12 protein-coding genes are annotated in these 12,438 nt (G+C 71.5%); 11 read left to right on the top strand and 1 reads right to left on the bottom strand.

The window, feature by feature from the left end:
- The first annotated feature begins 18 nt into the window (after positions 1 to 18).
- From AC2CHG_RS01075 to AC2CHG_RS01125, 11 genes are read left to right on the top strand one after another with little or no spacing between them, the layout of a single operon-like run.
- On the top strand, positions 19 to 1,557 hold the full coding sequence (locus tag AC2CHG_RS01075) for a class I adenylate-forming enzyme family protein (protein WP_484523976.1): 1,539 nt from the start codon (positions 19 to 21) through the stop codon (positions 1,555 to 1,557).
- Positions 1,557 to 2,096 (top strand): MaoC family dehydratase, encoded by a 540-nt coding sequence (locus AC2CHG_RS01080; protein WP_046566743.1) that lies wholly within the window; start codon positions 1,557 to 1,559, stop codon positions 2,094 to 2,096. Before AC2CHG_RS01075 ends, AC2CHG_RS01080 begins: the two co-directional genes overlap by 1 nt.
- On the top strand, positions 2,093 to 3,127 hold the full coding sequence (locus tag AC2CHG_RS01085; protein WP_484523977.1) for an LLM class flavin-dependent oxidoreductase: 1,035 nt from the start codon (positions 2,093 to 2,095) through the stop codon (positions 3,125 to 3,127). Before AC2CHG_RS01080 ends, AC2CHG_RS01085 begins: the two co-directional genes overlap by 4 nt.
- The gene (locus AC2CHG_RS01090) at positions 3,124 to 4,392 is read left to right on the top strand and encodes a CaiB/BaiF CoA transferase family protein (RefSeq protein WP_484523978.1); all 1,269 of its coding nucleotides are present in this window, start codon (positions 3,124 to 3,126) and stop codon (positions 4,390 to 4,392) included. Before AC2CHG_RS01085 ends, AC2CHG_RS01090 begins: the two co-directional genes overlap by 4 nt.
- Positions 4,389 to 5,783, top strand: a complete 1,395-nt coding sequence (locus tag AC2CHG_RS01095; protein ID WP_484523979.1) for an MmgE/PrpD family protein — start codon at positions 4,389 to 4,391, stop codon at positions 5,781 to 5,783. Before AC2CHG_RS01090 ends, AC2CHG_RS01095 begins: the two co-directional genes overlap by 4 nt.
- Positions 5,780 to 7,006 (top strand): Rid family hydrolase, encoded by a 1,227-nt coding sequence (locus tag AC2CHG_RS01100; protein WP_366624233.1) that lies wholly within the window; start codon positions 5,780 to 5,782, stop codon positions 7,004 to 7,006. Before AC2CHG_RS01095 ends, AC2CHG_RS01100 begins: the two co-directional genes overlap by 4 nt.
- Positions 7,003 to 7,503: an FAS1-like dehydratase domain-containing protein gene (locus AC2CHG_RS01105; protein ID WP_046566736.1), complete on the top strand. Its 501-nt coding sequence runs from the start codon at positions 7,003 to 7,005 to the stop codon at positions 7,501 to 7,503. The genes AC2CHG_RS01100 and AC2CHG_RS01105 overlap by 4 nt, the downstream gene beginning before the upstream one ends.
- Positions 7,500 to 7,943, top strand: coding sequence for a MaoC family dehydratase (locus AC2CHG_RS01110; RefSeq protein ID WP_046566734.1), 444 nt, complete (start codon positions 7,500 to 7,502; stop codon positions 7,941 to 7,943). The genes AC2CHG_RS01105 and AC2CHG_RS01110 overlap by 4 nt, the downstream gene beginning before the upstream one ends.
- Positions 7,940 to 9,082 carry an acetyl-CoA acetyltransferase gene (locus tag AC2CHG_RS01115; protein ID WP_262013780.1) on the top strand — a complete coding sequence of 381 codons (1,143 nt, stop codon included), beginning with the start codon at positions 7,940 to 7,942 and terminating at the stop codon, positions 9,080 to 9,082. The genes AC2CHG_RS01110 and AC2CHG_RS01115 overlap by 4 nt, the downstream gene beginning before the upstream one ends.
- Entirely contained in the window at positions 9,082 to 9,459 is a 378-nt protein-coding gene (locus tag AC2CHG_RS01120; protein WP_262013781.1) for a Zn-ribbon domain-containing OB-fold protein, read from the top strand. Before AC2CHG_RS01115 ends, AC2CHG_RS01120 begins: the two co-directional genes overlap by 1 nt.
- Before the next feature lie 12 nt (positions 9,460 to 9,471).
- A complete protein-coding gene (locus AC2CHG_RS01125; protein WP_402813199.1) occupies positions 9,472 to 10,629 on the top strand; it encodes an acyl-CoA dehydrogenase family protein in 1,158 nt (385 codons plus the stop codon).
- Between the two features lie 97 nt (positions 10,630 to 10,726).
- Here AC2CHG_RS01125 and AC2CHG_RS01130 read toward each other — a convergent pair whose 3' ends face one another.
- Complete coding sequence (locus AC2CHG_RS01130) at positions 10,727 to 12,400, bottom strand: FAD-binding protein (RefSeq protein ID WP_262013783.1); 1,674 nt, start codon at positions 12,398 to 12,400, stop codon at positions 10,727 to 10,729.
- Positions 12,401 to 12,438 lie beyond the last annotated feature (38 nt).

Consider the following 12,438-nt stretch of genomic DNA (forward strand, 5'->3'; position numbering starts at 1 on the left):
AGGGAGGGATGGCACCGGGTGAAGGGTGTGCAGCTCAACATGGCCGCCGGGATCCGCGAGTTCGGCCGGGCCACGCCGGGCCGGGTCGCGGTCGTCGACGGCGACCACGCCGTGACGTTCGGCGCGCTCGACGAGCGCTCCAACCGGCTCGCGTCCGCGACGCTCGCGCACGGCATCGCCCCCGGTGAGCGGATCGCGGTGCTGAGCAACAACCGCTACGAGTACTTCGAGATATCGGCGGCGATGGCGAAGGCCGGCATCCCGACCGTGCCGCTGAACACGAAGAACAACAGCTCGGACAACGCGTACATCCTCGCCCACTCCCGGGCGAGGGGGATCGTCCTGGCCGACGAGCTGGCCGGCAACGTCGACGGCCTGCTCGACGACCTGCCGCTCGTGCTCAGCTTCGCCGGCGAGGTCGGCCAGCGGTACGAGACGTTCCTGGGACAGGGCCGCGCGGTCGATCCGCAGGTCCCCGTCGACGAACTCGACCCGTTCTGCATCACCTACACCTCCGGCACGACCGGGCGGCCCAAGGGCGTCCTGCTGACCCATCGGGGACGGGTCCTCACCGCGTTCGGAGTCGGGCTGGACTACGGGCTCGGCCCCAACCGCAGCACGATCGCCGTCGCACCGATGTACCACGGCGCGGGGTTCGCGTTCGCCTACACCGCCCCGATGCTCGGCGGCTCGTGCAGCGTGCTGCCGACCTGGGATCCGGAGCGGCTGTTGGACCTGATGGCCTCCAGTCGCGCCTCCACGGTGTTCCTGGTGCCCACGCACGCCCAGCACCTCCGCCGGTTCTGCGAGGAGCCGGCCGCCCGGTACGACCTGTCGGCGCTGCGGACGCTCTACTTCAACGCCGCCGCGTTGCCGGTCGCGCTGAAGGAGTGGGTGATCGCCGCGTTCCCCGGCGTCGACGTGCACGAGCTGTACGGCTCGACCGAGTGCTCCATCGTCACCAACCTGCGCCCCGAGTTCGCCCTGGAACGGGCCGGCAGTGTCGGGCATCCCTGGTTCTGGAACGAGATCCGGCTCACCGGCGACGACGGCAACGAGGTGGGGCCGGGTGAGCCCGGCGAGCTGTTCGCCCGCTCGCCGCTGCTGCTGGCCGGCTACCTCGACGACGAGGAGGCCACCCGGGCCGGATACGACGCCGACGGGTTCTTCTCCGTCGGCGACGTGGCCGTGCGCGATGAGGAGGGCTTCATCACCATCGTCGACCGGAAGAACGACATGATCATCGCGGGCGGGGTCAACATCTTTCCGCGCGAGATCGAGGAGGTCATCGCCCGCCACCAGCCGGTCGACGAGGTCGCCGTCATCGGCGTGCCCGACGAGGTGTACGGCGAGCGCATCGCCGCGTTCGTGGTGGCCCGCCCGGGGACGCGGATCGACGTCGGAGCCCTGGAGGGCCACGTCCGGCAGCACGTGGCCCGCTACAAGGTGCCCCGCGAGTGGCACGTCGTCGACGCGTTGCCGCGCAACCCGAGCGGCAAGATCCTCAAGCGGACGATCCGCGACGGGTACCTCGCGCGTTCTCAGGAGATTGGCTGATGGGGCTCAAGCAAGGCTGGACCGGGCGGTTCTTCGAGGACTTCGAGATCGGAGACGTCTACCAGCATCCGCTGGGACGCACCGTCACGGAGACCGACAACACCTGGTTCACGCTGCTGACCATGAACACCAACGAGATGCACTTCAACGCCGCGTACGCCGCACGGTCGGAGTTCGGCAAGCCGCTCGTGGTGTCGACGCTCACGGTGGCCATCGCGGTCGGGCAGAGCGTCACCGACCTGACCCAGAACGCGTTCGCGAACCTCGGCTGGGACGAGATCCGGATGACCCACCCGGTGTTCGCCGGTGACACGCTCTACAGCGAGTCGCTCGTGCTGGAGAAGCGCGAGTCCGCGTCCCGCCCGCATGCCGGCATCGTCACGGTGCGCACCCGCACGCTCAACCAGCACGGCGACGAGGTCTGCTCCTTCAAGCGCACGTTCTACGTGTACCGCCGGGGCGCCGAACAGCTGGAGAACCTCTTCCCGGTGGGGAAGTCCCCACTCTCCCTCGACGGCGACAGCAAGGAAACGGCATGAGGCTCACGTACCAGCCGTGGGGGGAGACGCTCGCGGAGCTGGCCGACGCCGGGCGCCGGGCGGAACGCGCGGGCGCCGAGGTGCTGTGGGCCGCGGAGCTGCACCGGAGCGCGACCGGCACCGCTGCGGCCCTGGCCGGGGCGACGTCGACCGCACGGATCGGCACCTCGATCGTCCTGGCGTTCACCCGCAGCCCGATGATCACCGCGCTGGAGGCGCTCGACCTGGACGAGCTGTCCGGTGGCCGGTTCGTGATCGGCCTCGGCTCCGGGGTGCGCCGGCTCAACGAGCAATGGCACAACGTGCCGTTCGGCAAGCCGGTCGGTCACCTGCGCGAGACGGTCCACAACATCCGGCTGTTCTGGGACTCCTGCACCACCGGCGCCGAGATCCGTGCCGACGGCGAGTTCGAGCCGATGCACATCCGCGGTTACGAGCGGCCGTACGCCGTTCCGGAGCGGCCGATCCCGGTGTACCTGGCCGCGATGGGCCCGCTGATGACCCGGCTGGCCGGCGAGATCGGCGACGGTTGGATCAGCCACGAGCTGTGCTCACCGGGGTACCTGCGGGAGCACGTCCTGCCCGACCTCACGCTCGGCATCGACCGCGCGGACGGCAAGACGCGCCACGACGTCGACGTCGTCGTCTCCGCGTGCTGCTCGGTGGCCGCCGACCCCGCGCTCGCCCGCCGCCGCGCCGCCGGTGTGGTCGGCTTCTACGCCACGGTCCGCACCTACGCCGACTTCTTCGCGTTCCACGGCCTCGCCGAGGACCAGCAGGCCGTCATCGACGCGTTCCGGGCCGGTGCCGGCGCGGACCACCTCGCGGGCAGCGTCAGCGACCGGATGGTCGACGCGCTCACCATGGCCGGTACCCGCGACGACGTCGCCGCCCGGATCGCGGCCTATGACGGCATCGCCGACACCGTGAAGCTGAGCCCGCCGACCCACGGGCTGCCGGCCGTCGAGATCCGCGCGGCCCAGGACGAGATCATCGCGCTGATCGGTGAGCTGACGGGAGCGACCACGTGAGACCGTTGGAGGACCTGCGCATCATCGCGGTCGAGCAGTACGGCGCCGGACCGTTCGGCAGCGTGCACCTGGCCGACCTCGGCGCCCAGGTCATCAAGATCGAGGACCCGCAGGCCGGCGGCGACGTCGGCCGATACGTGCCGCCGTACGCCGAGGACGAGGACTCGCTCTTCTTCGAGACGTTCAACCGCAACAAGCGCAGCGTCTCTCTCGATCTGGGTACCGCCGCCGGGCGCGGCGTCTTCGAACAACTCGTCGCGGTCTCCGACGTCGTGTACTCCAACCTGCGCGGGGACGTGCCGGAGAAGCTGCGCATCCGGTACGACGACCTCAAGCACCTCAACCCGCGCATCGTGTGCGTGTCGCTGACCGGATTCGGGATGACCGGGCCGCGCAAGCAGGAACCCGGCTACGACTACGTGTTGCAGGGTCTCGCCGGCTGGATGGAGCTGACCGGTGAGCCCGACGGACCGCCCACCAAGTCCGGACTGTCACTGGTGGACTACTCGGGCGGCTTCGTGGCCGCGATCTCGCTGCTGGCCGGGGTGCACGCCGCCCGCCGCGACGGCGTCGGGATGGACTGCGACGTCAGCCTCTACGACACCGCGGTGTCGATGCTGACCTATCCCGCGACGTGGCACCTGAACACCGGGTTCCAGCCGGTCCGCACACACCACTCGGCCCACCCGTCGCTCGTGCCGTTCCAGGCGTTCGAGGCCAAGGACGGCTGGATGGTCGTCGGCTGCGCGAAGGAGAAGTTCTGGGCCCGGCTGTGCCAGATCGTCGGCCACCCGGAGTGGGCCGAGGCCGGCTCGCCGTACGCGACCTTCGCCGGCCGGCGGGAGCACAGCGCCGACCTGGTGCCCCGGTTGGAGGCGATCTTCCGGCAGAAGACCGTCGACGACTGGCTCACGCAGCTCTACGCCGGGTCGATCCCGTGCGGCCCGATCAACGACGTCGGCGCGGCCCTGGCGGACGAGCACACCGCCGCCCGGAACCTCGTGGTCACCACCGACCACCCCCGCTACGGCGAGGTACGGCAACTCGCGTCCCCGGTGCGGGTCGGTGACGAGACGCCCACCTACCGCCGGGCACCGCGGCGCAACGAGGACCTCGCACTCGTCACCGGGGAGATCCTGGGCCTGGACGAGTCTCAGGTGGTGGCGCTGCGGGCGGCCGGCGCGTTCGGCGATGCCGAGCCGGCACACGGCGCGAACACCCCCGACACCCCTGACAGCCTCGACACCACAGCCACGTCACGATGATCGCCGAGGAGCTTGCCGAGTGGGGCACGGGCCACGTCGAGATGCCGGCCGCGGTCCGGGCCGCAGCGCTGCGGCACCTGCTCGACGGGGTCGGCACGGCGCTGGGTGCACTGCGCGCCAGCCCGATGCCGGGGGAGCCCGGTGGGCCGTCGCCGATACCGGCCGTCGTCGTCGCCCGGGGACTCGGCGGGCCGCCGGAGGCGACGATCATCGGGTCGCAGGGCCGGGTCGGTGCGCCGGCCGCCGCGCTCGCCAACGGCACCCTCGTGCACGCACTGGACTTCGACGACACCCACGCCGGCGGCCTCGTGCACGCCACCGCCGTGGTGCTGCCGGCCGCGTTCGCCGTCGGCGAGCAGGTCGGCGCGCCCGGCCGGGCCGTGCTCGAGGCCGCCGTGGTCGGCTACGAGACCGTGTGCCGGGTCGCCGCCGCCGCGTCGCACGGCTTCCACGCCCGGGGGCTGCACGCCACGATGGTGGCCGGCGTGTTCTCCTCGGCGATCGTCGCGTCCCGGCTGCTCGGCCTCGACGCCGCGCGGACGACCGACGCACTCGGCATCGCCGGCAGCCAGGCCGGCGGGCTCCTGGCGTTCCTGCACAGTGGCGCCTCGACGAAGCAGCTGCACCCGGGATTCGCCGGGCACGCCGGTATCCTCGCCGCCCGGCTGGCCGCGGCCGGGGCCGGCGGCCCGGCGAACGTCCTCGACGGCCCGCACGGTGTCTACGACGCACTGGCCGCCGGCGCGGTCGACCTCGCGTCCATCACCGCCGAGCTCGGCACACGCTGGGAGACCACCCGGATCGGCATCAAGCCGTACCCGGCGTGCCAACTCTCCCACGCCGCGATCGACGCGGTCCGCGACGCGGTGCGCCGCGGCGGTGTCCGTTCCGTCGACGTCGCCGCGATCGACGTCGACGTGCACCCCGACTCGGTGCCCACGGTCTGCGACACCCGGCGGGACCTGGCGCGACCGGCGTCGCCGTACGCGGCGAAGTTCTCGCTGCCGTGGAGCATCGCCGCCGCCGTCGTCGACGGTGACCTGACCACCGCAACGTACGAGCCGGACTCGCTCGGCCGACCCGAGGTGGAACGCGTTGCCCGGCTGGTGCGTTGGCACGTTGCCCCCACCGGCGGCCCCGCAGCCGACGCGCCCGGCACCGCCCGCATCACGCTCGTCGACGGCTCGGCCGTTCCCGGCAGCGTGCCACGCAGCGCGGGCGGCCCGGACAACCCGCTGACCGACGAGCAACTCGTCGCGAAGTTCCACGGCAACGCCGGTGGCGACACCGCAGACGTCGTCGACCTGCTGTCCCGTCTCGACGAGATGGACACCATCGAACCGCTCATGGCGGCGCTGGCAGCCGCCGGTACAGGCAGGGACCGCCCGTGACACCACACGCCATCGAACCGCCCTCCTTCCGCTGGTTCCCGTACGACGGCTTCACGTTCTGCCTCGGCCTCGCCGAGGGCGACGCGGCCTGGACCTCCGGCCACACCTCCGCCGCGTTCGACGAGGCCGTCGGCAGGATGACGGTCACCGGGGACATGGCGGCGCAGGCGCGCACCGCGTACGAGAAGGTGCTGACGATCCTGGCGGCCGCCGGGTTCGGGCCGCAGGACGTCACCCGGGTCACCGAGAACGTGACGGTCGCCGGACTCGCCGAGTACGAGGCGGCCGCGGCGGTCCGGCGGGAGGTCTTCGGCGACCACGAGCCCGTGCTGCGGACGGTCGTCGTCGAGCGGCTCGTGCGGCGTACCGCGCTGCTGGAGGTCGAGCTGCACGCGGTCCGCGGCGGCGGCGAGGTGCTGGCCGCCAGCGAGCCCCGGCCGGCCGGCACCTGGCGGGCCTCCACCGTGCGGACCGGCCACGACGGCGCGGTGTACCTACCGACGATGCTCCCGGTCGACGCCACCGGCGCCGTGGTCCACCCGGGGGACTTCGCCGCGCAGTACGCCTACTGCCTGGACCGGGCGGGCGACCTGCTCACGGCGGTCGGGCTGTCCCTCGACGCGGTCGTCACGACCTACGACTACTCGACGCCGGAGACCCGCGACGTGTACCGCCGGACGCACCGCGTGCGGCGGGAACGCCTCGGCGGCGCCGGCGTGTACCCGGGCGCGGGCGGCATCCTGATGAGCCGGCTGCACCACCCGGACGCGCTCGTCGCGATCGACGTCACAGCCTCCCGGCACCGGTTGGAACTGGTCAACCCGGGCTGGTCCCGCTACGACACGCTCACCTACGCCCCCGGGGTCCGGGCCGGCCGGACGCTGTACATGTCCGGTTTCGCCGCGCTGGACATGCAGACGCAGCAGGCCCTGCACCCCGACGACATCGTGGCGCAGGCCGAGGCGACGTACGGCGCGATCCTGCACCTGCTGCGCCACGCCGGCCTCGGACCGGAGCACCTACTGGAGACGGTCGAGTACTGCGTCGAGTCCGCGCTGCCGGCGTACCGGGGCGTGGCCGGCGTGCGGGAACGACTGCTCAGCCCGCCCTGGCCGGCGTCGACCGGGGCGATCTGCAAGGCCCTGCTGCGCCCCGAGTTCCTGCTCGAGGTGTTCCCGACGGCGGTGTATCCGAACATCAGCGGAGCGGAGGAGACGGCGTGAGCCTGCTGACCGACGAACTGCGCGCGCTGCTGGGCACGAGGAAGGTGTACACCGCGCCGGAACCGCTCGGCGCCGCTGCCGGCCGGTACTTCGGCCTGGCCATCGGTGACGACAACCCGCTGTATTCGGACCCCGAGTTCGCCCGTGCGCAGGGCCTGCCGGGCGTGACCGCTCCGCCGACGCTCATCTGCGAGACCAACCAGTACGCGAACCTCCCGATGAACAGCGACGGCTACGCCGGACACTCCTGGCACCTCGATGTCCCCGGCACCCGCCAGGTCCGCGGCGGCAACAGCTACACGTTCCACCGCCGGGTACGCCCCGACGACGTCATCATCGCGACCTGGGAGATCCACGACCTGACCGAGAAGCAGACCCGCACCGGCGCGGACATGCTCGTGGTCTCCTCGCGCGCGACGTACACCAACCAGGACGGCGAGCTGCTCGCCGTCAACGAGGAGACGATCATCCTGGTCAGCCTGGACGGTGCCGCATGACATCGAGGGTGCCACCGAACGTCGGGGATGCGCTGCCCGCGCTGGAGCGCACCATCACGCTCACCGACATGGTCGCCTACGCTGGCGCCACCTGGGACTGGTACCGCCTGCACTTCGACCCCGAGTTCGTGGCCGCCGCGCGGGTCCCGGGCCCGGTCGTGGACGGGCAGGTGTTCGGGGCGCTCTTCGTCGAGCTGCTCCAGGACGCGCTCGGCCCGCGCTGCTTCGTGCACGAGCTGTCGTTCACGTTCCGCAACCTGATGTTCGCCGGCGAGACGGTCCGGTGCGAGGCGACCGTGGTCGAGGTCGGTTCCGACCGCGTCCGGGTCGACCTCTCCGCCACGATCCTGGCCGGCGAGTACGGCCCACAGCGGCCCGCAGCCCGCCCCGCCCACGCGACGGTCCTGCTCGGCACGGCCGACGGGCCTGGCGCGCGGTGAGCGGCGTCGCGATCGTCGGCGCGGCCGAGTGCGACCTCGGCAGCACCGGAAAGTCCACGCTCACGCTGCAGACCCAGGCCGTCACCCGGGCGCTCGCCGACGCCGGGCTGACCCTCACCGACGTCGACGGACTGGCCACCACCGGGGTGTCCCGCTTCTCCACCACACAGCTCGCCGAATATCTCGGGCTGTGGCCCCGCTGGGTCGACTCGACATTCGTCGGCGGGTCGGCCGCCGAGATGATGGTCGCCCGTGCCACCCAGGCGATCGAAGCCGGCCAGGTGTCCACGGTTGTCATCAGCTTCGCGTCGAACCAACGCTCCGCGCGTTCGCGCAGCCTCGGCGGAGTCGTCGAGGAGCACGTCCCGGAGGCACAGTTCGAGACGCCGTACGGCCCCCTGTACCCGCTGTCGTACTACGCAATGGCGGCACAACAGTACTTCCACCGGTACGGCGGGACGCGGGAGAAGCTCGCCGAGATCGCGGTCGCCGCCAGGGCGTGGGCGCTGCTCAACCCGGTCGCGTTCCGCTACGGCGCCGGGCCGCTGACCGTCGACGACGTGCTCGCCGCGCCGATGGTCTCCAGCCCGCTGACCGTCGCCGACTGCTGCCTGGTGACCGACGGTGGCGGGGCGGTCGTGCTCACCACGCTCGACCGGGCCCGCGACCTGCGGCACCCGCCGGTACGGGTTCTCGGCTACGGCGAACGGTCGACGAACACGTCGATGACCGCGGTCGAGGATCTGACGGCCACCGGCGCGCGCGAGTCCGGCCGGGAGGCGTTCGCCCGGGCCGGCATCACTCCGGCTGACGTGGACGTGCTGGAGGTGTACGACTCCTTCACCATCACCGCCGCGCTCAGCATCGAGGCGCTGGGCTTCTGCGGGCCGGGGGAGGGGCTCGACTTCATCTCCGACGGCCGGATCCGTCCCGGCGGTGAGCTGGCGTTGAACACCTCCGGCGGCGGCCTGTCGTACTGCCATCCCGGTCAGTACGGGGTGCTGCTGCTGGTGGAGGCGGTCCGCCAACTGCGCGGCGAGGCGGGAGCCCGGCAGGTGCCCGACGCCCGGGTGGCCGTGGCGCACGGCACCGGCGGGATCCTGTCCACGCACGCGACGGTCGTGCTGGGGGTGCGGTGATGCACGTGCCGCCACCCGACGACGTGACGGCCGGCTGGTGGGACGCCACCCGGGAGCACCGCTACACGCTGCAGACCTGCGGGTCCTGCGGGCACGTCCAGCATCCGCCGCGTGCGCTGTGCACCGCCTGCTCGTCGATGGTGGATCTCGGGTTCGTCGAGGCGTCCGGCCACGGCGTCGTGGACACGTTCACCGTGGTGCACCGGGCACCCGTGCCGGAGGCTGCCGTGCCGTACACGATCGCCCGGATCCGGCTCGCCGAGGGACCATTCGTGCTGTCCACCCTCGAAGGGCAGGACTGGCGGATCGGCGACCCGGTCCGTGTCGGTTGGCTCGACCTCGACGACGGCCGGGCGCTGCCGGTCTTCCACCGCTGACGGAGGCTACCCATGGACTTCACGCTCACCGAGGAGCAGCAGGACTTCCGCGCCCTGCTCCGCACGTTCGTCGACCGGGAGATCATCCCGGTCGCGCGGGACTGGGAGCAAACCGGGCGGTACCCGACGGAGATCGTGCGGGGGATGGCCGAGATGGGGCTGTTCGGCATCACCGTGCCGGAACAGTACGGCGGCCTCGACCTCGACCCGGTCTCGTTCGCGCTGGTGTTCGAGGAACTCGCCCGCGGCTGGATGGGTATCGCCGGCATCCTCGGCAGCCACTCCCTGGCCTGCCGGATGATCGCCATACACGGCACCGAGGAGCAGAAGCAGGCCTACCTGCCCGACCTCGCCACCGGTGCCCGGCGGACCGGCATCGGCCTCACCGAGCCGGACGCCGGCACCGACCTGCAGGGCATCCGCACCACCGCCCGCCTCGACGGCGACCACTACATCGTCAACGGCACCAAAATGTGGATCACCAACGCGCGGTACGCCGACCCGCTGCCGGTGCTGGTCAAGACCGACCCGCACGCCACGCCCGCGCACACCGGCATGAGCGTGCTGCTCGTCGACGCGACGCTGGACGGCTTCCAGGTCCTGCGGGACATCCCGAAGCTCGGCTACAAGGGCACCGAGTCCTGCGAGATCCTCCTCGACAACGTGCGGGTACCGAAGGACCGGTTGCTCGGTGGCGTCGAGGGCGTCGGCCTCAAGCAGGCGTTGTCCGCCCTGGAGTGGGGCCGGGTCAACATCGCCGCGCGGTCGGTCGGCATCGCGCAGCGCGCCCACGACGAGGCGCTGGCCTACGCCCAGCAGCGCAAGGCGTTCGGCAAGCACATCGCCGAGTTCCAGGCGATCCAGCTCAAGCTCGCCACCATCGCGATCCAGCTCCAGGCCGCCCGCCTGATGGCGTACTGGGCGGCCGACGCGGTCCGGCGCGGCCGCGCCGACGGGCAGACCGGGATGGCAAAGGTGTTCTGCTCGGAGGTGGCCCTCGAGGCCGCGATCGACGCGATGAAGGTGCACGGCGGCTACGGTTACTCCACCGAGTTCGAGGTCGAGCGCCTCTACCGGGACTCGATCCTGATGAGCATCGGCGAGGGCACGAACGACATCCTGCGGACCGTCGTCGCGAAGGCGCTCGTACGCGGCGAGGTGACCGTCTGATCCGCCGGTTATCCTCACTGGGCGTCCCGGACAGACCCGGGAAAGCCGCGGGGCGGGACGCCGACGGGCTCGTCGTCGACCTCACGGCAGGGAAGCTTCAGCTGGTCGAAGCCGACGGCCGGCGAGCCATGTGCCGGGCGGCGCGCATCCCGAACACCACGGCGGGCCCGATCGTGGATCCCGGGCCGGGATAGGTGCGGCCCATCACCGAGGCGGAGTTGTTGCCCGCGGCGTACAGGCCGTCAATCACCGTGCCGTCCTCGCGCAGCGCACGTCCCTCGGGGTCGGTGAGCACTCCGCCCTTGGTGCCGAGGTCACCGATGACGACCTTGAAGGCGGTGAACGGACCCTTCTCGAGCGGACCGAGGCAGGGGTTGGGATGCACGGTCGGGTCGCCGTAATAGCGGTCGTACGCCGAGTTTCCGCGACCGAAGTCCCCGTCGACGCCAGAGCGGGCGAAGCCGTTGAACCGATCGGTGGTGGCCTGCAGCCGCGCCGGATCGATACCGATCCGGCCCGCCAGTTCGGCGAGGGTGCTGCCCTTGGCCATGATCCCGGCCTCGCGCATCGCCTTGTTGTTCTTCGGGTCCAGCGCGAAGGTGCGCAGGTACCGGCGGGCATGGCGGACGTCGGCGATCATCCAGTACGGGCCGTCCTTGTCATGTTCGAGCATGTGGTGCCCGAGGTCGACGTAGGACTCCGACTCGTTGGCGAATCGGTCGCCGTGGGCGTCCACGATGATCGAGTACGGCAGTGAGCGCTCGCCGACGATGAAGGACGGATCGTGGCCGGGTGTGGCGGCGACGGAGGCACCCCACCAGGCATCGTCCATCAGCTCGACGGCGGCACCCGCCTGCTGTGCCAGTTCGGTGGGGCGGCCCAGGTTGGCGGGGTTGCCGGAGGGGGCGCCGTCGATGCCGTGGTACTTGCGCCGCCACTCGGTGTTGTGGTCGAACCCGCCGCCGGCCAACATGACGCCCCGCGTGGCGCGCACCGTCAGCGACTGGCCGTCGCGGGTGATGCGTACGCCGGTGACCCGGCCGTCGGTGGTCAGCAGTTCCTCCAGCGGAGCGTTGAGCCAGAGCGGCACCTGGTGCTTGATCACCACCGCGTGCAGGAACGCGGTGGACAGTCCGGCACCGATGCCGACCAGCCGCTGGCCGCGGACGACACCGCCGAGCGCACGGAACACGAACTGGGCGCCGCGGAGGAACCCGGCGGGAGTGGACCAGGCGCGGCCGAGCAGCCACACATCGTCGGTCTTGATCGGCATCCCGGCGGGCGCGCTGATGGTCTTCCACCATTTGCCGATGACCTTCGCGTTGAGTGGTTTCACCTCGATCGCGCGGCCGATCTTCCCGCCGGGCAGTTCCGGGTAGTAGTCGGGGTAGTCGGTGGAGCGGGCGAAGACCATGCCGAACTTCTCAGCGGTGACGACGAAGTCCTCGACGCCGTCGACGAAGGCTTCTTTGTGCTCGCGCGAGGTGGAGCGCCCGGCGTCACCGACCGTGGCCTCGAGGTAGGTGAGTGCCTCCGCGCGGGAGTCGCCGACGCCGGCGCGCCGCATCAGGGGGTTGTCCGGCAACCACATCCCGCCGCCGGACATCGCTGTGCTTCCACCCCACTCGCCGCTCGACTCGATCATCAGCACGCTCAGCCCGGCGTCGATCGCGCCCAGCGCGGTGGCGAATCCGGCCCCGCCGCTGCCCACGACGACGACGTCGTAGGAGTGGTCGAACGTGCCGGCGGACTGCGCGGTGGTGTCGGTCATGGATGAGCCTTCCCGTGGCTTCCGAGCAACCGGACAGT

It is taken from the genome of Micromonospora sp. ATLC20 (genome assembly GCF_057196585.1).